Origin of the sequence: Mesorhizobium sp. M0960 (genome assembly GCF_040319055.1) — a bacterium.
Taxonomy (GTDB): Bacteria; Pseudomonadota; Alphaproteobacteria; order Rhizobiales; family Rhizobiaceae; genus Mesorhizobium.
The window spans coordinates 319,024-340,124 of the sequence record NZ_JAMYNN010000001.1; the positions used below are offsets into that span (position 1 = coordinate 319,024).

Consider the following 21,101-nt stretch of genomic DNA (forward strand, 5'->3'; position numbering starts at 1 on the left):
TCAAATGCGCCGCGCAGTGTAGAGGCTGGTGGTCATGTTGCGGGTTATGGAGCCTTGGAACTCGTCGCGGACGATGCGACCCAGCTCCGCCAGGATTGCTTCGCGGTCGCTGCGGATGTTGATGTTGGAAAAAGTGGCATAGAGGGCCACCGTCTGGTCAGGATCGAGGACGAGCGACCAGACACTTGTCCGATGTTCGATGGAATCGAACGCGCCGGTTCGCTCCAGCGCCGCCACGCGGGCCTCGGCATCAAGGGCGAACGGAATACCATTTGAGCCCGCCGAAGGGCTCGAAGGCCCTTCAAGCAGTGCCTTCGTCGCATCATGAAAGGGATCGGGGCGACTGTTGTCGCCGAATACATTCCAGACCATTGCCCACCAGCCGCCCGGCCGAAGCAGCTCGGCGACCTTGACCAGCGCGGTGTCCTCATCCAGCCAATGAAAGGCAGTGGCGCTGACGCCGAGATCAAAACCGGCCTTCTCAAGGACGGCATCCTCAAACGCAGAGACGCTCACCGAGAGCGCCTTGTCCTGAATAGTCTCGCAAAGGAAAGTCGCGAGGCGAGAATCCGGCTCGATGGCGAGCATCGGGCTCGCGCCCAGTTCGAGTAAGCGGCGCGTAGCAGTTCCTGTACCTGCGCCAATCTCGAACGTCGCCGTGCCAGGGGCGAGACGGCACCGTTCACATAGAATTTCGAATACCCAATCAGGATAGCCAGGCCGCGTCGCGTGATAGCTGCCGGGATCGGCGCCGAAGGCCAGGCGGCCGAATTTTGGATCGATGAAAAATTCGCTCATTGCAACCACCTCTGGGGAACCACCCTTGGGTCTGTGGCCGCCACTTTGGCAAGGACCGATGGGCGCCAACGGATATGCCCTCCCAGGTGCCAAGCGTCTGATTTTTATCCACTGGGCACTGGAGCGCCTTGCCGCCCGCCTCAGCCATCACTTCCGCTGATCATTTGCCTCAATCGAATTGGTGTGACAAGGAGGGCGGCCCTCCCTACATACGACCGTCCCGAGGAGGCGATTGATGTCGGCGGAAGCAATCTCCGAAAACAGTGCGAAAAGCGATTTCTGGGACGGCGTGCGGCTCAGCATGCCCGTCGTGGTGGCATCGGCGCCGTTTGCATTGCTGTTCGGGGCGCTCGCAGTCGACAACGGGTTTTCCGTGCTCGAAGCGTTCCTGATGAGCGCAACGGTGTTCGGCGGCGCCAGCCAGATGGTAGGCATCGAGCTGTTCGGCCAGCATGTCGCGCCGTGGCTGATCGTGCTGTCGATCTTCGCGGTGAATTTTCGCCACGTGCTCTATTCGGCCGGTATCGGCCGGCGCATCGCGCATTGGCCACTGATCCAGCAGGCGATAGGCTATTTCGTGCTCACTGATCCGCAGTTCGCGATGGCCGAGCGCAAGGCGGAGGCCGGCGAAACCGTCGGGTTTACCTGGTATATGGGGCTTGGGCTGCCGGTCTATGTGTTCTGGGTCATCGAAAGCGCGCTCGGCGCGATGTTCGGCAAGCTTATTCCCGACACCCATGTGCTGGGCATCGACTTCCTGCTGCCGATCTATTTTCTCGGCCTGGTCATGAGCTTCCGCAAGCGGCCGCTGTGGCTGCCGGTGGTCATCGCCAGCGCTGCCGCCTCCATCATTGCGTACAAAACCGTCGGCTCGCCCTGGCATGTCTCCATAGGTGCGCTGGCCGGCGTGCTGCTCGCCGTCATCCTGCCGCCCCGCCACAGCGGCGTGGAGACACGGCCATGAGCACGACCTTGTGGATCATCGTCGCCGCTTCGATCGCGACCTATCTGACCCGCATCGGCGGTCATCTGGTGATCTCACGCTTCGACCATATCCATCCGCGCGTCGAGGCCGGGCTCAGCGCCGTGCCGGCGGCGGTGCTGACCACGCTGGTGGCGCCGGCGGCGCTCAGCGCCGGACCGGCGGAATGGGCAGCCTTGATTGTTGCCGGCCTGGTCTCGCTGCGCGGCGGGCTGATGGCGATGTTCCTGGCGGGTGCTGCCGTGCTGATCCTTGCGCGGCAGCTCGTCGGGTAGTGGACCGACGGAGTACGCCTGTCTTCCTGCCAGATCGCCGCTCTATGGTATTTTGCCGTCCATCTTCGGGAAGAGAATGACACTCTCCTGTGCGGTCGGTTCGTTGCGGGCGCCAATAAAGGTGGCCGGCGTGCTTGCCCGGTTCACGGCAACGTGAAGCACGTTGGCGGGAATGTAGAGATAGTCGCCGGGATGCACGAGGTCGCGAAACTGCAGTTCGTCCCCGCTCCACATCTCCAACTCGTCTCCGCTCAGCATATAAAATGCTGTTTCGTGGCGCGCATGGACATGGGCTTTGGTCCGCTTGCCCGGCGGGATTGAGGCGACGCCCAGCCAAAGGGCCTTCGCTCCGACGGTCTCAGCACTTATTCCCGGCAGATAGTCCGACCCCTGTTCGGCCCGATAAGCCTCGCCGCCCCTAACAACCAAAGCCTTTCCCTCGCTGGGCGCAGCACTGTCCATTGCGGCCGGCTGTTTCAACATCATCATCTTGAACCTCCATTTGTGTTAGTCTGTGCGAAGGACGGCCAGAATGATCAGTCCCCCGTCCGAAGTCCTTAACAGGAGGCGAAAAGTTCCGAATTCTTCCGAAGCCGGAAAGCGAGATGCTTCAGCACCGCGACGCTTCGCGTTCGGGCCGTTCGTGCTCGACCTGCTGCGCGGGACGCTTGTTCGCGAGGGCAAGCCAGTTGCGGTCGGGCAAAAAGGCTTGTCGTTGCTTCAGGCCCTGGTGGAGGCACCGACGCAGGCGCTGAGCAGGACGGCCCTCATGGAGGCCGCCTGGTCCGATGCCGTCGTCGAGGAAAGCAATCTTTCGGTGCAGATTGCCGCCCTGCGCAAGCTACTCGGCCCGCAGCCGGACGGCAGCGAATGGATCGCCACCGTCCCCCGCACCGGATATCGCTTCGCCGGCAGTGTTCATGTGCTTGACCCCGCTGCAGACGATGCGCTTCCGAGCCAACTGGCGGGTCTCTCCGAAAGGGCGTCCATTGCGGTGTTGCCGTTCGCCAATGTCAGCGGCGACAGGGAACAGGCCTATCTGGCTGACGGCATCACCGAGGACATCATCACCGCGCTGACAAGGTTCCGATGGTTCCGGGTGATCGGGCGCAATTCCAGCTTCGTCTATAAGGACAAGTCGGTCGACTCCAAACAGGTGGCCCGCGAGCTTGGCGCCCGTTATGTCTTGGAAGGAAGTGTGCGCCGGTCCGGCCAGCAGATCCGGGTCTCGACGCAACTGGTCGATGCCGCCTCGGCCAATCAGATCTGGGCCGAACGATACGAGATGGAACTGACGGAGGCGTTCGCCGTCCAGGATGCCATAGCCGAGCGGGTGGCTGGTGCGATCGAACCCGAACTGCTCAAGACGGAGTCGCTCCCAGCCGTTGGACGCAACAGCGGAAATGCGACGGCCTGGGACCTGGTGCGGCAAGGTACCTGGCATTTTCACCACGTCGGCCGTCAAACTCACTTGCGTGGCCGCGAGTTATTTCGGCTGGCGTGCAAGCTCGATCCTGAACTCGCAGAGGCCCATCTCTGGCTCGGTCGGGTGAGCGCCGGCATCGTCGCTTACGGCTGGAGCGACAAGCCGGCACAGGATATCCGAGAAGGCCTGGATGCAGCCCTGAAGGCGGTTCGGCTCGACGAGAAAAATCCCTATTCGCATTATGCGCTCGCCATCTGCAGCATATATGCCAATGCGCAGGAACAAGCCGTTCTTGCTGCGGAAAGAGCGATCGAGATCAGCCCAAGTTTCGCCCTTGTTCATCTGGCTATGGGAATGGGGCAGCTTTTCCGCGGCAGCGCATCCGAAGCGATAGCGCCGCTCGAACACGGCCTTATGTTGAACCGGTACGATCCGCAGAACTTCGTCTGGTTTAATGTCCTGGCGCTCGCTTATCTATTTGCGGGGCAGGCAAACGAGGGGCTCGTCGCGGCGATTGAGGCTCGCAAGGTCGGTCCCACGTGGCGACCCACCTATGAAACACTCGCCTGCTGCTACGTCTCGCTTGGCCGTCTGCCGGAGGCAAGATCTTGCGTCGAACTGATGCGGGAGATGGAGAACCCTACAGGCGATGCCTTGGCGCCGCTCAGGCTGCGCAATCCACATTGGGCAGACCAGATGGCGGATCTGTTGAAGAAAGCCGGTTGGCAGCAGTAAGGCTGCGGTCAATCCCCTGCAGATTGGCGTCGTCTGTGTGATGTCGGTCACGCAGTTGTTGGGCAGCACAAGCCAGGTCGGCTTCGCACTCAGGGTGATGCTGGGGTCCGGTCGATAGCCGACCCACCGCCATTGCGAAAATCACCACTTCTGATCGTGCGGCTTCGCCGCAGCGCTCATCTGCGCTGCAAACCATGTAATAGCTCCTGCCCAGCCAGCAGGTTTCTTGAATATCGACGCGACCTGCGACAGGCTCAGCCGGATCGCCTCCGCTCTCTCCTGGTGGGCGCGCCGCACGGCGCCGCTATAGAGCGCTTCACGCTGCTTTGGCGTCAATGCGCTTAGATCGATCGGCTGGATGCCGAAGGGCTCGGGCGACATTTCCATCTCCCCCTGGTTTGCCGTTTTGATAGGCAGCTACACCGACGATTTACGGGAAAGGGCTAATCAGCTAAAATGAATAATTAAGATCGTTACGTTCTCCAGGAGAGATGTATGGATTTGGCCGATCTGCGCATCTTCCGCACGGTGGTGCGCGAGGGCGGAATCACCAGGGCAGCGGAAAAACTGTTTCGCGTGCAATCGAACGTGACCACACGCATCCGGCAGCTCGAGGAGGATCTCGGCGTGCAGCTGTTTATCCGGGAGGGCAAGCGCCTGCACGTATCGCCGGCCGGTCACAAATTGGTCGGCTATGCGGATCGGCTGCTGGCGCTTGCGGAGGAGGCGCGAACGGCGATGCTCGATCCACGCCCGCGCGGCACGCTTCGCCTAGGTGCCATGGAGAGCACCGCCGCGGCCCGGCTTCCAAGTCTGCTCGCCGACTATCACGCACGTTATCCCGAAGTGGAAATCCAGTTGCGCACCGGCAATCCTCAGGTTCTCGCGACCGCCATGCTTGCCGGCGAGCTCGATGCGGCGTTCGCCGCCGAGCCCATCGCCGACGCTCCGTTCGAAAAGCTGCCCGCATTCCAGGAGCAGCTGATCATTGTCTCGGCGGCATCGCGCGTTTCGATCGACGACCGCCTGGACATGCCCAAAACCATGATAGCCTTCGAGCACGGCTGCCCGCACCGCAAGCGGCTGGAACAATGGTACGCGCGCAGAGGGTTCATGGCCGAGAAAACCATCGAGCTTGGTTCATACCATGCCATCCTTGGTTGCGTGGTGGCTGGCATGGGCATAACGCTGATGCCGAAAAGTGTGCTTTCGGGTTTCCCGGAGAGCCGCTGGCTAAAGCTGCACGAACTGCCCTCTGACGAAGACAACGCCGTCACGGTGTTGTTCTGGCGCAAGGGAGCCGGTTCTCCCAACGTCACGGCTTTGCAAGAACTGCTTGCGGAGCAAAGCCTGTCAACCGGCGTTGCCGCCGCCGCTATTGCTTGAAGTCGTGCGGCAGCGGGGCGGTTGCCTTTTCCAGCCAGGCCAGCGTCTCGCCGTCGAGCATCGGTCCGATCTCGGCCAGCACCCGCGCGTGGTATTCGTCGAGCCAATGCAACTCGTCACGCGTCAACAGATCCGACCGGATCAGCCGCTTGTCGATCGGCGCCAGCGTCAGCGTCTCGAAGCCATGCATGGCGATGTCACCGCCTTCGACCATCTCAGCCGGAGTGACCAGGACAAGATTTTCGATGCGGATGCCGTAAGAACCTTCCTTGTAATAGCCGGGCTCATTGGAGACGATCATGCCGGCCAGCAATTTTTCGGTGCCGGTCTTGGCGATACGCTGCGGGCCCTCATGTACGGCAAGATAGGAGCCGACACCGTGCCCGGTGCCATGGGCGAAATCGCAGCCGTGTCTCCATAGCGCCAGGCGCGCTACGGCATCGAGTTCGGAGCCGCGCGTGCCCAGTGGAAAGCGCAGCATGGATATGCCGATCATGCCTTTCAGCACCAGCGTGAAGCGCTCGCGCATCTCTTCCGTCGGCGCGCCAATCGGCACTGTGCGGGTGATGTCGGTGGTGCCGTCCTGGTACTGTCCGCCGGAATCGAGCAGGAACAGCTCGCCATGCTCCAGTTTGCGATTGGTGGCGCGGGAGACGCGATAGTGCATGATGGCGCCGTTGGGACCAGCGCCGGAGATTGTGTCGAACGAGACGTCGCGCAGCGGCATCTGTGTTTCGTCGCCGGTTTGCCGGCGCGTCTCCTCGAGCCTGGTGACAACGGTGATCTCGTCGAGCGTGCCGGGTTCCTGACGGTCGAGCCAGCACAGCAGCTTGGCGACGGCGGCTCCGTCACGGCGATGCGCGGCGCGGGCGCCGGCGATCTCGGCTTTGTTCTTCGTTGCGCGTGGGATGCGGGCCGGATCCGGTGCGGCAGTGACGGTGCCGCCATTGTCCTCGACCAGCATGCTGAGCTTCTCCGCCGCCAGAGCGGGGTCCAGCGCGATTTTTGCACCGCCCTTGGCCAAGGTGACGATCGCCGTTTCGAATTCACCGGGTTCGTGCAATTCGGCGAGCTGCGTCAGATAGGCTGCGACGATGCGTGAGAACTTGCGCTGGTCCATGAAAAGCAGATGCGATCCGTCGGCGGCGAGCACGGCAAAGCCGAGCGCCAGCGGTGTGTGCGGCACGTCGCCACCACGGATGTCGAAGGCCCAGGCGATGGAGGAGGGGTCGGTCAATACGGCATGGGTGGCGCCCTCCTTCTCGATGGCTGCCGCCAGCCGGACCAACTTGTCCTTGGCCAGTTCGCCGGCAAAGCCGATCGGGTGGATCTCGACCGGCGCCAGTGGCGGCCCGGGCTGGTCCTGCCAAATGGCGTCGATCGGATTTTGTTCGAGCGGCACCAGTATCGCGCCGGACTTCACGGCCGAGGCCCTCAGCGCCTTGACGTCGCTGATCGTATGCAGCCATGGATCGAAGCCCAACCGCACGCCCTTGCCGAGATTGTCCTTGATCCAGTTGGCCGGCGGGTTGTCGACAAGGCTCTCGATCGAAAAGATGTCGAGATCAACCTCCTGGCGCACCTGCAGCGTGTAGCGCCCGTCGACAAACATGGCGGCGCGCTTGCCAAGCACAATGGCGACGCCGGCCGAGCCGCTGAAGCCGGTCAGCCATTTCAGCCGTGCCGAGCGGTCGGCGACATATTCGCCCTGGTGCTCATCGGCGCGGGGCACGATGAAGCCGTCCAGCCCATTCGCCGCCAACCATTGGCGTAGCATTGCCACGCGCGGCTTGCCAACGGCCGGATCGCCGGCGGAATCGAAGGTCTGGAACATGTGGGCTCTCCTCGAATGCTGGCGCGACCGTAGCGCATGACCTCGAAAATCGGAATCGATTTTCGGAACGATCATGCCTGGTCGCGACAGCCTCTTTTTGCGCATGGAGGCCATGCAGAATCGGCGATTTCAAAAAGCGTCAGCAAGGCTTACCTTCTTAACGTGGAGGAACGTGTCTTATTGCCTGCAAAGGAGACCATCATGTCCACGATTTCAGCCAGACGCGGATTTTTCAGAAGCGCTGTGAACGCGCTGATCGAAGCTCGCCAGCGCGAAGCGAGCCGGTATGTGAGCGGCGTTTTGCTTGGCTTTGATGACGAAACGCTGAAAGCTCACGGCTACGATCGCGAAGAGCTGAAGAAAGCGGCGAACTCTCGCTAGGTCCGAGCGGATGCGTTGAAGGCGCGGCGCCTCAGCGCTTGAGATGGATCGTCACCCAGCCTTCGCGGTGCAAGGTGCGGACGTGCCGGAATTTCTGGCCGACATAGGCCGCGATCACCGCGTCGCGCTGGCGCTCGAGAATGCCTGACAAAACGATCGAGCCACCGCGCGCGATATGCCCGGCCATTTGCGGCGCCAGCCGCATCAGCGGCCGCGCCAATATATTGGCAATTATCAGGTCGAAGGGCGCACGCGCGGCAAAGATCGGATGATGAAAACCGGGTGCAGCCACCGTTTCAATGAGCGCCTTGACATGGTTCAGCCGCGCATTGGCGGCGGCCACCTTGACGGCGACCGGGTCGATGTCGGTCGCCAGCACTGGAATATGAGCGAGCTTGGCCACCGCGATGGCGAGCACCGCGCTGCCGGTGCCAAGGTCGAGCGCGTTGCGCGGATGCTCGCGCTCTATGACCTGCTCCAGCATTTCGAGGCAGCCGGCGGTGGTGCCGTGATGGCCGGTGCCGAAGGCAAGGCCGGCCTCGATCTCGATGGCGAGCTCACCGCTGTGGCGCTTCCTGCGGTCATGCGCGCCATGGACGAAGAAGCGCCCGGCCCGCACCGGCTTCAACCCCTCCAGCGAGCGCGCCACCCAGTCGATGTCGGGCAGCGCTTCGCGCTCTATCGATTTCGACAGCGACAGTCCGGCAAGGATGTCCCTAAGCCGCGCCTCGACCGCATCGACGTTGTCGTCCGCATAGAGCGATACTTCGTGGATGTCGCGGTCCTCGTCGACCTCGAGCACCGCAACCGGCAGGCCCTCATCGTCGAACGCCGCACCGAGCGCCGCGAAGATGCGATCAGCCTCGATCTTGCCCGCGGTGAAATACAAACGCGTCTGCGTCATTACCGGATATGTCAACCTTCCGCCGCCAGCCGTTTGAGCTTGGCGATGGCGGCGTCCGGGCTTTCGCCATAGGCAATGGTGCCGGCGAAATCGCCCTTGGCATTGAGCAGCAGCACCGAAGCGGTGTGGTCCATCGTGTAGTCGCCGTCGTTCGTGTCGACTTTCTTCCAGTAGATACCGAAGGACTTGGCCATGGCGTGGACCTTGTCGGGATCGCCGGTGATGCCGAGGATGCGATCGGAGAAATTGCTGACATAGGTGTTCATGATTTCGGGCGTGTCGCGCTCCGGGTCGACCGTAACGAAATAGGCGCGCAGATTCTTGCCGTCGTCGCCCATCGTCTTCAGCCAGCCGGCCAACTCGAAAAGCGTGGTCGGGCAGACTTCCGGACAATGCGTGAAGCCGAAGAAAACGACGCTGGGGTGGCCGCGAAAGGCGGCTTCGGTGACCGGCGCGCCCTTCTGGTCGACCAGCGTAAACGGCGCTCCGAACGGCTCGCCGCCATAATGTCCGCGGTACCAGTCGAAGGTGAGCCAGCCGATGCCTGCGGCCATCAGGACCAGAATGCCGACCAGAATTGAACGCATCATCAGTGAAAGTCCGTCGTGATTTCCATCGGCCGCCATATTGGCGCCGTGAAGGCCCCAGCTTGGCGATCACTCTTAGCGGTTCAGTCGCACCGACGCAAAGATGTCGCGTTGCCGCAACCGGCAATGCTGTGGGAAGGCGATCTGCTTGCAAAGCGCCGCCGTTCGTCCCACCTGAGGTCGGCAAAATTCGAACCGCAGGAGGCCTCTTTGCGAAAATTGATTGGCGGCGCGTTGGCTGCATGCCTGGTCATTGGTGCCGGCGCGGCCGTCGCCGAGGAAGTCGGCAAGGTCGGCGTCGATTGGCTCGGCAACGACATCATCGTCGAGGCGATCAAGGATCCGAAGGTCGAGGGCGTGACCTGCCACGTCTCCTATTTCGACCGTGGCATGATCGACCGCCTGCAGAAAGGCAACTGGTTCGAGGACCCGTCCGATTCTTCGATCTCCTGCCGCCAGACCGGGCCGATCACCATTGGCGACATCGACATGAGCGAGGCCGGCGAGGAGGTGTTCAAGCAAGGCATCAGCCTGATCTGGAAAAAGCAGGTGGTGAACCGCATCTACGACAAGGCCAACGAGACGCTGATCTACCTATCGCATTCGCGCCAGGTGCAGGATGGCTCGGCAAAGATGTCGGTCACCACCGTGCCGCTCTACGGCCAGAACGTGGTGTGGACCAGCGGCAAGCCGAAATAGAGACTGAAGGTGCTACAGGGTCCTTGGCGCATCCAAACGGATGCGCGGCGCTGCACTCGGCTTGCGAGACTATGCGTGCCGGCGTAAAGCGCGCGCATGGACCGTCCCGAACACCTTGTCCTGAAAGATCCCGAGCCGCGCATCCATCCGACGGCGGAGCTGAAGGCGTGCAAGCTTGGACGCTATGCGTCGATCGGCGAGCGGGTCATCCTACGCGAGGTGACGGTCGGCGATTTCTCCTACTTCGAGCGCCACGCTGAAGCGATCTATACGACGATCGGCAAATTCTGCTCGATTGCCGCCAACAGCCGCATCAATGCGCTGGAACATCCGGTCGAGCGGCTGACGCAACACAAGATCAGCTACCGGCCCAACGAGTACTTCCGCTGGCTGGGTGTCGATCAGGCGTTCCGCAACCGACGGCGGGCGAAAGCCGTCAGCATCGGCCATGATGTCTGGATCGGCCATGGCGCGGTGATCATGCCTGGCATAGTGATCGGCAACGGCGCGATCGTCGGTGCCAACGCGGTGGTGACGCGCGACGTGCCGGCCTATGCAATCGTCGCTGGCGTTCCGGCCAGGCCATTGTACCAGCGCTTCAGCGCGGAAACTGCGGCACGGATCGAACGTCTTGCCTGGTGGGACTGGCCGGTCGAGAAACTGGCCAGGGCAGTCCCCGACATGCAGGCCTTGCCCATCGAGGCTTTCCTCGACCGCTGGGAAAACGACGCCGCCTGATCGTTGCGAGCGCGGCGCGTGCGCTGTTTGACCGTGAATTCCTCCTCGCAGGGAACTCGAAGCAGTTGCCGATTGTTTCTCCCTGCCATGATCGAAAAGCTGTTCACCAGGATCGCCAACCATATCGCCCATCTTGCCGGTCTGCCGCCGACGTTTGCCGTCTGTTTCCTGATCATTGTGGTCTGGGCGGCAAGCGGTCCGGTCTTCGGCTTTTCCGACACGTGGCAGCTCGTCATCAATACCGGCACCACGATCGTCACCTTCCTGATGGTGTTTCTCATCCAGAACACCCAGAACCGCGACAGTGCAGCGATCCAGGCCAAGCTCGACGAGTTGATCCGCGTCAGCAAAGCCAAGAATACCTTTATCGGCATCGAGCACCTGACCGAATCCGAAGTCGAGGAAATCCGGGCCAAATGTGAACGCGCGGCGAAGCGGCACGACGAACAGGTTGCCGACATGGCCGCACCCAAAGCCGTGGCCAAGAAGCGCAACGCGAAGAAGCACGCTTCGGCGTGAGGGAGCCTGTTGTCCGGGTTCCTGCGCGACGTTCGCCGGATCATTTCATGAATGCTGCAAAGGCTTCCTTGTAGTCCGGGTGCCAGCGCGACAGGGCAGGGCGGTTCTCGATGATGTCGCCAATCGCCCAAGCCATGCGCTTTTCGTCCATGGACCGGGTCGCCTCGTTATCGGGACACAGGATGTAGAAATCGCCACGCAGCACCGAGGCCAGCATGAAGTCGATGACCTGCTCGCCGGTCCAGGCGCCGGCCGGCTTTTCGGTCGCACCTTCGGTCAGGCCGGTAAAGGTAAACCCGGGAATGAGCAAATGCGCCGCGACATTGGCGCCGGGCTCGTTGCGCAGCGCGTGTGCAAGGCCCTCGGTATAGGTCTTCACGCCAGCCTTGGAGACGTTGTAGGCGAGGTTGCCGGGCGGCGTGGTGATGCCTTGCTTGGAGCCGGTGTTGACGATCAGACCCGGCTTTCCCGCCGCCAGCATGCGCTGCGCAAAGGCCTCGACGCCATGGATGACACCCCAGAAATTGATGTCCAGCAACTGCTTCCAGGCCTCGCGGTTCTCCCAGGGCTTGCCGGGGTTGTTGCCGACGCCGGCATTGTTCATCAGCAGCGAGACGTCGCCGAAGGCGCCGAATGTCCGTTCGGCCAGTCGGTCGAGCTCGTCGGCTTTCGAGACGTCAGTTGCAACGGCAAGCACGGCGCTCTCGCCGGCGATGGCGGCGACGGCGTGTCGGGCCTCATCGAGGCGTGCGCCGCCGATGTCGGCCAGCACGATCTTCATGCCCATCGCCGCTAGTCGTTTGGCCGCGGCAAGGCCGATGCCGCTGGCCGCGCCGGTGATGACGGCGACATTACCGGAGGCAAGTGCGGGCAGGGCGGTCTGGATCTCGGCGTTGGTGGTCATGATTTTCTCCTGTTCTGGCCGCGGCGAACTTAGCGCGGAACGAGGCTCGCGCAAGCCGATGCCGGTATCTTCGGGTTGACCGCGTCGGCGGGCGCTGCGCATGCTGATATCGAAAAAGGAGACTGACGATTGACCGACTGGATCGAGATCCTGAAAGAACAGACCGCAACCGGCGACCAGATGAGCCGCGAAGTGCCGCAAATGCTTGCCAATCCCGACATCAGCGAAGCGCAAGTGAAAACACTTTTTTCGGCGCTCGAAAAACAGGCGGAGTTCGTCGAAAAGCTGCGTATGGCGCTGGAAAAGTTCGGCCATGATTTTTCAGTGATCAAGGCGGCCGAGCGGCTGGAGGAGCGCTACGCCGACCTTGCCGCCTCGGTAGCGGAAAAGCTGAAGGAAATGCGAGGCTAGAGCCTGTTCCATCCCGATAAAATTCGGGATGGGCTCTATCTTCTCGTTGGACCATGATCTTTTCCGAAAACCGGCATCCACTTTTCGCTGACGCGGTCCTTCGGTTCGGGATCATGGTTTGTCTATTTCTCGATTAGCCGCTCGAAGCGCCTGTCCGGCACTAACCAGATCAGCGCTACCAGGACATAGATCGAGACACCGATCCAGTGATTGACGAAGGTCAGTGCGACGGCGGCGATATAGAGGGCCAGCGAGATCTTTCCCTTGAGGTCATTGCCCAATGCCCTGGCGAAAAGGGTTTCGCTGCTGTGCAGTCGATGCAGGGCCATGGTGAGGATGTTGAAGCCGATGGCGCAGAGCGCCAGGTCGACGCCATAGACGGCGACCGGCACGGGCGCGAAATGGTTCTCACCCATGAAGGCTGTCGTCGCCGGCATCAGCGATAGCCAGAACAGCAGGTTGAGGTTCGCCCACAGCACGCGGCCGTCAACCCGCTGCACGGTATGGAACATGTTGTGCAAATTGTTCCAGTAGATGCCGACATTGATAAAGGACAGCACATAGCTGAGGAATATCGGCCAGAGTGGTGCCAGCGCGGAAAAATCCTCGCCATGCGGCACCTTCAATTCCAGCACCATGATGGTGATGATGATGGCGACCACGCCATCGGTGAATGCCTCGACCCGTCCTTTGCCCATGAATCTCCCCTGACAATCCGCTGAGGTTAAAAGAGGATCTCGCTCAGCGCCATCGGCAAAGCTGCCAAACTTGTCAGGAGCAAGTCGGGAAGGGGGAACGGCTGACGCGAAAAAGGCGTTTGGTGTCAGATCCCGAACAGCAAAAGGTCGAAAAATGACAGCTCACGCTCAAGTCATGACGCGCGATCACGAACTCGGCGGCAGCGCCGCAGCGGCTGCCGTGGCTGCCATGATCGCGGCTCTTTTCGCCGGCAGCACGGCGCTGACGCCGCTTTACATCATCTACAAGCAGGTCTTCGGCTTCTCGCAGATCACTTTGACGCTGGTCTACGCCGTCTATGTCATCGGCAATCTGGCAGCGCTGCTGATGTTGGGCCGTGTGTCCGATGTTATCGGGCGCCGTCCGATGGCATTGGCCGGGATGGCGGTGGCCGTCGTCAGCGCGGTGTTTTTCCTGTTCGCAGAAAATGTCGCGTGGCTCGACATCGCCCGGATTTTGAGCGGATTGGGAATTGGCGTCGGCGCCGGGACTGGGACGGCCTGGCTCGCCGAATTGCTCTCGGCCAACGACAAGTCACAGGCGGCGACGATTGCCACCAGCACCAATTTTCTCGGCCTCGGCATTGGTGCGCTGGGGGCCGGGTTGCTCGCAGAATACGCACCTTGGCCGCTCAGGCTGATATTCGTCGTCCACCTGGCGATGCTAGCGATCGTAACCCTGCTGATCTGGCGTACGCAGGAAACCGTTTCGCGGCCGGGAAAACTGGCTGACGTCTCGATGCGGCCGCGGCTTTCCGTGCCTGATGACATCCGCGCAAATTTCGTTGCGCCGGCGGTGACCGGCTTTGGCGCGATGGCGCTCGTCGGCTTTTATGCGGCACTCGCGCCGAGCATCCTGGCGCAGCAACTGCAGGTAGCCAACCATGCGGTAGCCGGCGCTCTGTTCTTTGAATTGTCGATCGTGGCGGCCGGCACCATTGTGGCGACGACGCGTCTTTCGAGCCGGGCCGCGATGTTTGCGGCACTTGCGCTGATGATCCCCAGCGTCGCACTGATCGTTGCGGCGCAGGTCTTCGCCTCGATGGCCATCATGGTCGCCGCAAGTGCTCTGTGTGGCGTGTCGGCAGCGCTCGGCTATCGCGGCGGCTTGCAAGTGGTGAACGAGATCGCGCCGGCGGACCGGCGCGCCGAAGTGGTCTCGGCCTTCTTCATCTGCTGTTTTTGCGGCAACGCGCTGCCGGTCATCGGCATCGGCATCCTGTCGACCGTGGCAAGCGCGACCGTGGCGAGCCTGGCCTTTGCCGGCATGATTGTCGTCTTTTCCCTGGTGGCGCTCGGGTTTGGCGCGAAATACGCGCGCTGAGCCGGCCTTTCAGCCGTTCGGCGTCTCGGGCGAAAGATGCGCGCGCTGGCGCGGCACGCCGAGGCCGGTATCCGGCGGTTCGCCGGCAGCCGGCCGGCTCTCGATCATGTGCACGCTGCGCCAACCGCCGAAGCGATAATAGGCCGTGGCCAGCACGAGCGAGGTTATCGAGCCGGCCGGAAAGCTCCACCACAACGCTTCCTCACCGATCGCACTTCGAAAGAAATAGGCGAAGCTGGTGCGCACCAGAAGTACCGAGATCACCAGGATGATCAGCGGCGGCATCACCGCGCCCGTGGCACGCACAGTGGCGAAGAGCACGATGGTGATGCCGAACAGGATGAAGGACCAGGATGCGACCTTGTTGATGTGGGTGGCGATGTCGATCGCTGCACTGTCGCTGCTGAGGAAGAGGCTGAGCACCGCGCGATCGAATACGAACAGCAGCGCGACAAGCACGCCGGTAAGCACAAGGTTGAAGCCGACGCCGGACGCGGCGATGCGGCCGATCCGGTCCCAGCGCCCGGCGCCGACATTTTGCGCCGCCATGGACGAGACCGCGGCGCCGATGGCGAGCGCCGGCATCTGGATATAGGTCCAGAGCTGGGCGGCTATGCCGTAGGCAGCCGCGACCTGCGAGCCGTAGGCATTGACCATGCCCATCACAGTCAGCGCCGCGGACGAGACGACGATCATCTGCAGGCCCATCGGCACGCCCTTGAAGACGACAATGCGCAGCAGCGCCGGGTCCGGCCGCAGCAGAGCAAGATTGGCGCCGGCCAGCCGCAGCGGGTGCTTGCGCGCATAAAGCACGATCAGGATGGCAAGCACGCTTACCGTCTGGCCGATCAGCGTCGAGGTGGCCGAGCCGGCGATGCCGAGTTCGGGGAACGGGCCGATGCCGAGAATAAGCAACGGGTTCAAAATGACGTCGAGCACGACGGCCAGCGCCATGAATAGGAAAGGCGTGCGCGAATCGCCGGCGCCGCGCAGCACCGTCATGACGAAGGACAGCAGGTTCATCATCGGTACGGCGAGAAAAATGATACGCAGATAGGAGCGCGCCAGCGGCAACGCATCGGCCGGCGTGCCGAGCGCATTGAGGATTGTATCGACCCAGATCCAGCCGCAGACCGCGAACACCACCGAGACAAGGAAGAAGAAGGTGGCGCTGGTGCCGACGATGCGGCGGGCTTCGGGCAGATCGCGGGCGCCGACCGATTGCGCGACCAGGATGGTCGCCGCCATGCCGATGCCGAAGACGGTGCCGAGGATGAGAAACAGCACGAGGTTGGCATTGGACGTGGCGGTCAGCGCCGCTTCGCCGAGGAAACGACCGACCCAGACGGCATTGATTGAGCCGTTGAGCGACTGCAGAACATTGGAGCCGAGCACCGGCAGGGCGAACAGCAGCAATGTACGCGGGATAGGTCCACTGGTGAGGTCGCTGGTCCGCCGGCGTGCGGGCATCTTGTCGTCCATGGCAGGCAACTCGGCGAAGGCTTATCTTGAGTCCGGTCCGCAATGATTGCCGATTTAACGAGACAGGTCGACGCAGCGTTGCGAATTCCGCCTGGCGTGCCTTGATCCAATCATGTTCTCAAAGCTTCCGGAATCGTATATTGATCCTGCACGCGTGGGGCCGCATCTTTCCTGGATCTCATGGGCAAGCCGGGGGTTCATGTCCGATATTCCGCTGTTTTTTGAGCGCCTGAACCGGCGTGCGTTTCTTGGTGCATCCGCTTTGGGCGCGGCCTCCGTGGCTCTTTCGGCGTGCACCACGACGGACGTAGCGGCGCCGCCAGTGACCGCGGCGCCAAGCGATCCGGCTTTCGGCGATGCCGCAAGTATGTATGCGGCGCGCGTCGACGAGGGCTATCAACTGCCGGCAATCCCGGTAGCCAAGGTCGATCCGAAATTCGTGCGCCAAATCGTGTCCGATCCGACCGGAGAAAAACCCGGCACGATCGTCGTCGATACCTCCGAGCACTTCCTCTATCTGGTGCGCGACGGCGGCAAGGCAATTCGCTATGGCGTCAGCCTCGGCAAGGCCGGTTTCGGATGGACCGGCAGCGCTGTGGTTCAGGCGAGGAAGAAGTGGCCGGTCTGGACGCCGCCGCCAGAGATGATCCAGCGCCGGCCGGAACTGGCGAAATACAAGGACGGCATGCCGCCCGGCCCGCACAGCCCGCTGGGCGCACGCGCGCTATATCTCTTCCGCGACGGCAAGGACACGATGTACCGGCTGCACGGCACGCCGGAGTGGGATTCCATCGGGAAGAACGCTTCCTCCGGCTGTGTGCGCTTCATGAATCAGGACATTATCGACCTCTACAGCCGCGTCGACGGCGTCGCGCCGGTCTTCGTGCGCCCGAACCTGTCGGCCGCCGGGAAGATCGCCGCCGTGTCGGACAGGACGGCCGAGCCGATCGATGCGGGCGTGCCAAAGGACGCGGAGATGTTGAGGTAAGTGCCTTCGACGGATCGTCAGTCTTAGGTTTTGCAAACCCACTAGAACACAATCCTTGTGCCGGCGAGCCGCAACTGAAGGGCCCGACCGTTCGATCGTGCCAGGCAGGCGGACGCGTTCGGCGCGGCCGCCTGCCTGGGGGTGTCGCTACTTCCCGGCGAGGCCTGGAAGCGTGACCTGATAGACCAGGAACATCGTGTCGACATCGGCGCCATCTTCGGCCTTGTAGGCCGCGCCGACCTGGAAGCCGTCCTGGGTGAGAAAGTCATTGTCGTTGGCGACGAACAGGAAATAGTCGTCGGGCCGTGTTGGATCGAGGACGCTCACCACCGACATCGCCTCCCACTTCTCCGAAAGGTTGTTGCGGTCATTGGGCGCGCCATTGTGCAGCCCGAAGCGGCCGAGCTCGGTCTTGTCGTTGATGTCGATGAACGGCGTCAGCTTGGCCGGCGTCACCGAGGGATCGAGCTCACCTTTGGGCGCAACCGGCTTGTCCTTGTCGAACTCGGTGCCGGCGATGTCGGTTGCCACCGACACATCGACGACGCTGATCTCGCGATAGAGCGAGGTGTCGCCCTTCACCCCCTGGCCGTTGCCGCTGTCGCGCGCCAGCATCAGGAAGGTCTTGTCCGACAGAGCCACGATTTCGCTCTGCGCGGCAATCTTGGTCTTGCCCTTGGCATCGGTGAACACCGGCAGCGGCACAACATATTCATGCGCAAGCTTGAGTTGGGCCGGATCCGAGGCATCGTAGACCAGCGCGCGCGTGTTCTGGCGCGTCGAAGCGGAATCGCCGCCATCCTGCCTGGGGGCCGATTGCAGCACCGCGATCAGGAACTTGCCGTCGGGCGTCAGTGCCATGCCTTCGAGGCCCTGGTTGTTCTGGCGGCCGGTTTCGGGATCCTTCGGATCTGGGTCTGCCGCGCCAGGTCCCGGATTGTTGGACGCGAAGTTCGGCGTTCCATGACGCATCGGGACAAGCGCCGCCGGTGGCTGCGTTGCCGACATCAGACGCCCATCGGCGGAGAAGTGGTAGATGTTCGGACCATATTCGTCCGAGATGAACATGGTGCCGTCGGGCAGCCGCACGATCGCCTCGTTATCGAGCGCGAGCTTGCCGTTGGCTTCGGGCAGGATCGGCATGTCGTCGGTCGCTGCGCGCACGCCGTTGAGCGGATCTAGGCCGGTTGCATCGATGCCCTTGTCGTCGGTCAAAAGCATGGTGTCGGCTAGCGTTGCCTTGAGGCCCGACTGTTCCTGGCCGGCGGCTGGCACTGCACCCGGCGCGATCGGGGCGAACTCGAGGGCGATCGTGTTGAGGCGCGGACGGTAATCGGTGGTGCCGACGACATTGTAGCCGCGGTCCGGCAGCAGCCATAGCGAGCCCTTGTAGCCATCGGCGCCATGCGTCCAGCCGGCAGCGTCAATCGCCATGCCCGAGCCGGAGCCAAATGTCTCGCCGAACCTGTCTTTCTGGCTGGCCGGGATGCGGCCGACGCCGACCAGGCCCTTGTTGACGAAGTTGGCGCCGCCGACGGTCGCGGCGTTTTCCGCCAAGGCCGGACTCAAGGCGGTGAACATCGCGAGCGCGACAGCGAGGGGCGCGGTTCGGTGCAGGTTTTTCATGGATATCCTCTTTGAGACAAAGCTGCCGGGATCTGAAAAGCGCCGCGTCGCATCGAGAATGCCGCGAAAGCCTTCGGAGAAGCGATCTAGGACGCGAACATGATACTTGCGTGACAGTGCTGCGCTTGCCTGGCCTCGTGTGGTCGCAACTGGCCTGTGCATGGCGAATCGTTGCTATCGAAAGAGCAATTAATAACTTTACAAATAACCATTCTTGTGTGAAGTTATGACAATGAAAGATCACCGATGACAGTCTGTCGCTTCGCCACCCGCCTCAATTCCTTTGCCTCGCGGCCACAGGCCGAGTGGCCTGATCTTGTTGGTAAACCGTCCATGCTGCAAATGGCGGCGCGTGCGGCGAAGGTTGCGGAATTGACCGATCTCGACCTCAACTTCCCCGATCATGTCGATGAAAAACCTGCGGAAATGGCGCGCAAACTCAGCGATCTCGGGCTTTCCATCAATGGCTTCGCCATGCGCTACTACTCTAATCCGGCCTTCAAGCTCGGCGCCTTCACCAATCCGGATCCTTCCGTTCGCCGCGAGGCCATCGACCTGACCAAGGCCGGCATCGACGCCGCGCGCGAGGCCGGCGCCAGCCTGATGACATTGTGGCTCGGGCAGGATGGCTTCGACTACGCCTTCCAGGCTGACTACGCAACACTCTGGCAACACGAAATCGATGGCATTCGTGAAGTAGCGGCGCATGATCCGGGCTGCCAGATTAGCCTTGAATACAAACCCAACGAGCCGCGCTCCTACAGCCTGATGCCCGATGCGGCGACGACATTGCTGGCGATCCGCGAGATCGGCCTGCCCAATCTCGGCGTGACGCTCGATTTCGCTCACGTGCTCTATGCCGACGAGCAGCCGGCTTTCGCTGCCGCCCTCATAGCACGGCACAGCAAGCTGCTCGGCGTGCACCTCAACGACGGCTACGCCAAGCGCGACGACGGCCTGATGGTCGGTGCCGTGCACACGCTGCAGACGATCGAGCTGCTCAGGCAGATCCGCCGCGACGGCTATGCCGGGGCCATCTACTTCGACACGTTCCCCGACATGACCGGGCTCGATCCCGTCCACGAATGCGAAGTCAACATCGCCACCGTCAAGCGCATGCTGCGCGTCGTCGAGCGGCTGGAAAAGGACAACCGCCTGTCAGCCGCCGTCGATCGTCAGGACGCGGTCGCGTCGCAGGCCATCATCCAGGAAGCCATGCTCGGGCCGGACAGCTGAGGCCGGCGCCATCACCGTTTTTCAACAAGGGAGGAAAGACCATGAAATTTCTGCTCGTCACCGCTACCGCTGCCCTGATGACGCTGTCCATCGGCTCGGTGTTTTCCGCGGATCTCGCGCCGCTCAATTCCGACACCGAGAAGGATCGCATCGACTGGTCGCAGCTCGAGGCCAAGTTCGGGGCTTTCCCCAAGCTGCCCGAGGGCACCAAGGCGGGTGCGGTCTCCAAGACGCTGACCAACGAATACTGGCGCTCGCTGGGTGAGGGCTACAAGTCGTTCGGCGACCGCATCGGCGTGCCCGTCGTCTACCAGGCGGCGCAGAGCGAGGGCGACCAGCTCGGCCAGCTCACCATCGCCGAAGGCCTGGTCACGCAAGGCTACAACGTGCTGCTCGTTTCACCGCAGACCGACTCCAATTTGCAGCCGATCATGGAACAGGCCAGGGCCGCCAACGTGCCGGTGGTCAACGTCAATGACGCGGTCATCCCGCAGGCCGAGTACTATGTCGGCAATGTCCAGCGCGACAATGGTGTGCGTGTCGCCAAATGGTTCATCAAGAACCGGCCGGATGGCGGCAAGGTTGCCATCGTCGAAGGCCAGGCCGGCGTCTACGCCGCCGTCCAGCGCACCGACGGCTTCAAGAGCACGATCACTGAAGGCGGCAAGTTCGAGGTCGTCGCCAGCGTGCCGGGCAACTGGGATCGCCAGACCTCCTACGACGCGGCCACCAATATCCTGCAGCAGCACCCCGACCTGATCGGCTTCTATGCCAATAATGACGGCATGGCGCTGGGCATCGTCGAAGCGGTCAAGGCGGCCGGTCTGCAGGACAAGGTGGCCGTCTTCGGCACCGACGGGATTTCCGACGCTTATGCCTCGATCCGGGCCGGCGAGCTGACCGGTACCGTCGACAGCTTCCCGGTGCTGACCGGCGAGGTGGCGCTGGAATCGGCGCTGCGACTGGTGGCTGGGCAGAAGCTGCCGCGTGTTGTTGCCACCCCGCAGGCGCTGATCACCAAGGACAATGCCGACCGTTACTCGGGCGGCGGCGACGCCGTGCGCAAAGCGCTGCTCGAGGACGCGGCAGCAGGCCAATAGAGCAGGGCGGCGGGTGCCGGCCTTGGGTC

The 21,101-nt window shown here is 62.4% G+C and carries 23 protein-coding genes; 13 read left to right on the forward strand and 10 right to left on the reverse strand.

Annotation, left to right across the window (positions count from 1 at the left end; genetic code table 11):
* The gene (locus NKH63_RS01705) at positions 1-798 is read right to left on the reverse strand and encodes a class I SAM-dependent methyltransferase (protein WP_352481533.1); all 798 of its coding nucleotides are present in this window, start codon (positions 796-798) and stop codon (positions 1-3) included.
* 235 nt (positions 799-1,033) lie between these two features.
* On the opposite strand from NKH63_RS01705, the gene NKH63_RS01710 reads away from it, so the two are divergent.
* Together NKH63_RS01710 and NKH63_RS01715 are read left to right on the forward strand one after the other, a co-directional pair.
* Positions 1,034-1,762: an AzlC family ABC transporter permease gene (locus NKH63_RS01710; RefSeq protein ID WP_023721188.1), complete on the forward strand. Its 729-nt coding sequence runs from the start codon at positions 1,034-1,036 to the stop codon at positions 1,760-1,762.
* On the forward strand, positions 1,759-2,055 hold the full coding sequence (locus NKH63_RS01715) for an AzlD family protein (RefSeq protein ID WP_023721187.1): 297 nt from the start codon (positions 1,759-1,761) through the stop codon (positions 2,053-2,055). Before NKH63_RS01710 ends, NKH63_RS01715 begins: the two co-directional genes overlap by 4 nt.
* 42 nt (positions 2,056-2,097) lie before the next feature.
* Here the strand turns inward: NKH63_RS01715 and NKH63_RS01720 are convergent, their stop codons facing one another.
* Positions 2,098-2,544, reverse strand: coding sequence for a cupin domain-containing protein (locus tag NKH63_RS01720; RefSeq protein WP_502895805.1), 447 nt, complete (start codon positions 2,542-2,544; stop codon positions 2,098-2,100).
* Positions 2,545-2,698: 154 nt separating this feature from the next.
* Here NKH63_RS01720 and NKH63_RS01725 point away from each other — a divergent pair, with 154 nt between their 5' ends.
* On the forward strand, positions 2,699-4,216 hold the full coding sequence (locus NKH63_RS01725) for a winged helix-turn-helix domain-containing tetratricopeptide repeat protein (protein WP_352481532.1): 1,518 nt from the start codon (positions 2,699-2,701) through the stop codon (positions 4,214-4,216).
* 141 nt (positions 4,217-4,357) lie between these two features.
* Here NKH63_RS01725 and NKH63_RS01730 read toward each other — a convergent pair whose 3' ends face one another.
* On the reverse strand, positions 4,358-4,597 hold the full coding sequence (locus tag NKH63_RS01730) for a hypothetical protein (protein ID WP_352481531.1): 240 nt from the start codon (positions 4,595-4,597) through the stop codon (positions 4,358-4,360).
* Positions 4,598-4,711: 114 nt separating this feature from the next.
* Here NKH63_RS01730 and NKH63_RS01735 point away from each other — a divergent pair, with 114 nt between their 5' ends.
* Positions 4,712-5,602 (forward strand): LysR family transcriptional regulator, encoded by an 891-nt coding sequence (locus tag NKH63_RS01735; protein WP_352481530.1) that lies wholly within the window; start codon positions 4,712-4,714, stop codon positions 5,600-5,602.
* On the opposite strand, the gene NKH63_RS01740 is transcribed toward NKH63_RS01735, so the two are convergent.
* Positions 5,592-7,436, reverse strand: coding sequence for an aminopeptidase P family protein (locus NKH63_RS01740; protein WP_352481529.1), 1,845 nt, complete (start codon positions 7,434-7,436; stop codon positions 5,592-5,594). The genes NKH63_RS01735 and NKH63_RS01740 overlap by 11 nt on opposite strands.
* Before the next feature lie 36 nt (positions 7,437-7,472).
* On the opposite strand from NKH63_RS01740, the gene NKH63_RS01745 reads away from it, so the two are divergent.
* Positions 7,473-7,817: a hypothetical protein gene (locus NKH63_RS01745; RefSeq protein ID WP_348633244.1), complete on the forward strand. Its 345-nt coding sequence runs from the start codon at positions 7,473-7,475 to the stop codon at positions 7,815-7,817.
* A 31-nt stretch (positions 7,818-7,848) separates the two neighbouring features.
* On the opposite strand, the gene NKH63_RS01750 is transcribed toward NKH63_RS01745, so the two are convergent.
* The gene (locus NKH63_RS01750; RefSeq protein WP_023721180.1) at positions 7,849-8,721 is read right to left on the reverse strand and encodes a 50S ribosomal protein L11 methyltransferase; all 873 of its coding nucleotides are present in this window, start codon (positions 8,719-8,721) and stop codon (positions 7,849-7,851) included.
* An 11-nt stretch (positions 8,722-8,732) separates the two neighbouring features.
* Complete coding sequence (locus NKH63_RS01755) at positions 8,733-9,311, reverse strand: SCO family protein (protein ID WP_352465122.1); 579 nt, start codon at positions 9,309-9,311, stop codon at positions 8,733-8,735.
* A 207-nt stretch (positions 9,312-9,518) separates the two neighbouring features.
* Here NKH63_RS01755 and NKH63_RS01760 point away from each other — a divergent pair, with 207 nt between their 5' ends.
* From NKH63_RS01760 to NKH63_RS01770, 3 genes are all read left to right on the forward strand, one after another.
* Positions 9,519-10,007, forward strand: a complete 489-nt coding sequence (locus NKH63_RS01760; protein WP_023721178.1) for a CreA family protein — start codon at positions 9,519-9,521, stop codon at positions 10,005-10,007.
* 96 nt (positions 10,008-10,103) lie between these two features.
* Positions 10,104-10,745, forward strand: coding sequence for a DapH/DapD/GlmU-related protein (locus tag NKH63_RS01765; protein ID WP_352481528.1), 642 nt, complete (start codon positions 10,104-10,106; stop codon positions 10,743-10,745).
* An 87-nt stretch (positions 10,746-10,832) separates the two neighbouring features.
* On the forward strand, positions 10,833-11,264 hold the full coding sequence (locus NKH63_RS01770; RefSeq protein WP_031194582.1) for a low affinity iron permease family protein: 432 nt from the start codon (positions 10,833-10,835) through the stop codon (positions 11,262-11,264).
* A gap of 40 nt (positions 11,265-11,304) precedes the next feature.
* On the opposite strand, the gene NKH63_RS01775 is transcribed toward NKH63_RS01770, so the two are convergent.
* Positions 11,305-12,168 (reverse strand): SDR family NAD(P)-dependent oxidoreductase, encoded by an 864-nt coding sequence (locus tag NKH63_RS01775; protein ID WP_352481527.1) that lies wholly within the window; start codon positions 12,166-12,168, stop codon positions 11,305-11,307.
* A 129-nt stretch (positions 12,169-12,297) separates the two neighbouring features.
* Here NKH63_RS01775 and NKH63_RS01780 point away from each other — a divergent pair, with 129 nt between their 5' ends.
* Positions 12,298-12,579 carry a hypothetical protein gene (locus tag NKH63_RS01780; RefSeq protein WP_023721174.1) on the forward strand — a complete coding sequence of 94 codons (282 nt, stop codon included), beginning with the start codon at positions 12,298-12,300 and terminating at the stop codon, positions 12,577-12,579.
* A gap of 122 nt (positions 12,580-12,701) precedes the next feature.
* Here the strand turns inward: NKH63_RS01780 and NKH63_RS01785 are convergent, their stop codons facing one another.
* Complete coding sequence (locus NKH63_RS01785; protein WP_023721173.1) at positions 12,702-13,277, reverse strand: TMEM175 family protein; 576 nt, start codon at positions 13,275-13,277, stop codon at positions 12,702-12,704.
* Positions 13,278-13,452: 175 nt separating this feature from the next.
* Between NKH63_RS01785 and NKH63_RS01790 the strand changes: the two genes are divergently transcribed.
* Positions 13,453-14,640, forward strand: a complete 1,188-nt coding sequence (locus NKH63_RS01790; RefSeq protein ID WP_352481526.1) for an MFS transporter — start codon at positions 13,453-13,455, stop codon at positions 14,638-14,640.
* A gap of 9 nt (positions 14,641-14,649) precedes the next feature.
* Here the strand turns inward: NKH63_RS01790 and NKH63_RS01795 are convergent, their stop codons facing one another.
* Positions 14,650-16,122 carry an MATE family efflux transporter gene (locus tag NKH63_RS01795; protein ID WP_352481525.1) on the reverse strand — a complete coding sequence of 491 codons (1,473 nt, stop codon included), beginning with the start codon at positions 16,120-16,122 and terminating at the stop codon, positions 14,650-14,652.
* 199 nt (positions 16,123-16,321) lie between these two features.
* Between NKH63_RS01795 and NKH63_RS01800 the strand changes: the two genes are divergently transcribed.
* Positions 16,322-17,110 (forward strand): L,D-transpeptidase, encoded by a 789-nt coding sequence (locus NKH63_RS01800; protein ID WP_352481524.1) that lies wholly within the window; start codon positions 16,322-16,324, stop codon positions 17,108-17,110.
* Between the two features lie 147 nt (positions 17,111-17,257).
* On the opposite strand, the gene NKH63_RS01805 is transcribed toward NKH63_RS01800, so the two are convergent.
* Positions 17,258-18,736, reverse strand: coding sequence for an esterase-like activity of phytase family protein (locus NKH63_RS01805; RefSeq protein WP_352482897.1), 1,479 nt, complete (start codon positions 18,734-18,736; stop codon positions 17,258-17,260).
* A gap of 246 nt (positions 18,737-18,982) precedes the next feature.
* On the opposite strand from NKH63_RS01805, the gene NKH63_RS01810 reads away from it, so the two are divergent.
* Positions 18,983-19,972, forward strand: coding sequence for a TIM barrel protein (locus NKH63_RS01810; RefSeq protein ID WP_352482898.1), 990 nt, complete (start codon positions 18,983-18,985; stop codon positions 19,970-19,972).
* 41 nt (positions 19,973-20,013) lie between these two features.
* The gene (locus NKH63_RS01815; RefSeq protein WP_352482899.1) at positions 20,014-21,072 is read left to right on the forward strand and encodes a sugar ABC transporter substrate-binding protein; all 1,059 of its coding nucleotides are present in this window, start codon (positions 20,014-20,016) and stop codon (positions 21,070-21,072) included.
* The last annotated feature ends 29 nt before the right edge of the window (positions 21,073-21,101 follow it).

What these genes read in the sequence shown, in the direction of transcription:
- NKH63_RS01705 (WP_352481533.1), bottom strand. Translation starts at nt 798, where the DNA reads ATGAGCGAATTTTTCATCGATCCAAAATTCGGCCGCCTGGCCTTCGGC.
- NKH63_RS01710 (WP_023721188.1), top strand. Translation starts at nt 1,034, where the DNA reads ATGTCGGCGGAAGCAATCTCCGAAAACAGTGCGAAAAGCGATTTCTGG.
- NKH63_RS01715 (WP_023721187.1), top strand. Translation starts at nt 1,759, where the DNA reads ATGAGCACGACCTTGTGGATCATCGTCGCCGCTTCGATCGCGACCTAT.
- NKH63_RS01720 (WP_502895805.1), bottom strand. Translation starts at nt 2,544, where the DNA reads ATGATGATGTTGAAACAGCCGGCCGCAATGGACAGTGCTGCGCCCAGC.
- NKH63_RS01730 (WP_352481531.1), bottom strand. Translation starts at nt 4,597, where the DNA reads ATGTCGCCCGAGCCCTTCGGCATCCAGCCGATCGATCTAAGCGCATTG.
- NKH63_RS01735 (WP_352481530.1), top strand. Translation starts at nt 4,712, where the DNA reads ATGGATTTGGCCGATCTGCGCATCTTCCGCACGGTGGTGCGCGAGGGC.
- NKH63_RS01740 (WP_352481529.1), bottom strand. Translation starts at nt 7,436, where the DNA reads ATGTTCCAGACCTTCGATTCCGCCGGCGATCCGGCCGTTGGCAAGCCG.
- NKH63_RS01745 (WP_348633244.1), top strand. Translation starts at nt 7,473, where the DNA reads ATGACCTCGAAAATCGGAATCGATTTTCGGAACGATCATGCCTGGTCG.
- NKH63_RS01750 (WP_023721180.1), bottom strand. Translation starts at nt 8,721, where the DNA reads ATGACGCAGACGCGTTTGTATTTCACCGCGGGCAAGATCGAGGCTGAT.
- NKH63_RS01755 (WP_352465122.1), bottom strand. Translation starts at nt 9,311, where the DNA reads ATGATGCGTTCAATTCTGGTCGGCATTCTGGTCCTGATGGCCGCAGGC.
- NKH63_RS01765 (WP_352481528.1), top strand. Translation starts at nt 10,104, where the DNA reads ATGGACCGTCCCGAACACCTTGTCCTGAAAGATCCCGAGCCGCGCATC.
- NKH63_RS01770 (WP_031194582.1), top strand. Translation starts at nt 10,833, where the DNA reads ATGATCGAAAAGCTGTTCACCAGGATCGCCAACCATATCGCCCATCTT.
- NKH63_RS01775 (WP_352481527.1), bottom strand. Translation starts at nt 12,168, where the DNA reads ATGACCACCAACGCCGAGATCCAGACCGCCCTGCCCGCACTTGCCTCC.
- NKH63_RS01785 (WP_023721173.1), bottom strand. Translation starts at nt 13,277, where the DNA reads ATGGGCAAAGGACGGGTCGAGGCATTCACCGATGGCGTGGTCGCCATC.
- NKH63_RS01790 (WP_352481526.1), top strand. Translation starts at nt 13,453, where the DNA reads ATGACGCGCGATCACGAACTCGGCGGCAGCGCCGCAGCGGCTGCCGTG.
- NKH63_RS01795 (WP_352481525.1), bottom strand. Translation starts at nt 16,122, where the DNA reads ATGGACGACAAGATGCCCGCACGCCGGCGGACCAGCGACCTCACCAGT.
- NKH63_RS01800 (WP_352481524.1), top strand. Translation starts at nt 16,322, where the DNA reads ATGTCCGATATTCCGCTGTTTTTTGAGCGCCTGAACCGGCGTGCGTTT.
- NKH63_RS01805 (WP_352482897.1), bottom strand. Translation starts at nt 18,736, where the DNA reads ATGAAAAACCTGCACCGAACCGCGCCCCTCGCTGTCGCGCTCGCGATG.
- NKH63_RS01810 (WP_352482898.1), top strand. Translation starts at nt 18,983, where the DNA reads ATGACAGTCTGTCGCTTCGCCACCCGCCTCAATTCCTTTGCCTCGCGG.
- NKH63_RS01815 (WP_352482899.1), top strand. Translation starts at nt 20,014, where the DNA reads ATGAAATTTCTGCTCGTCACCGCTACCGCTGCCCTGATGACGCTGTCC.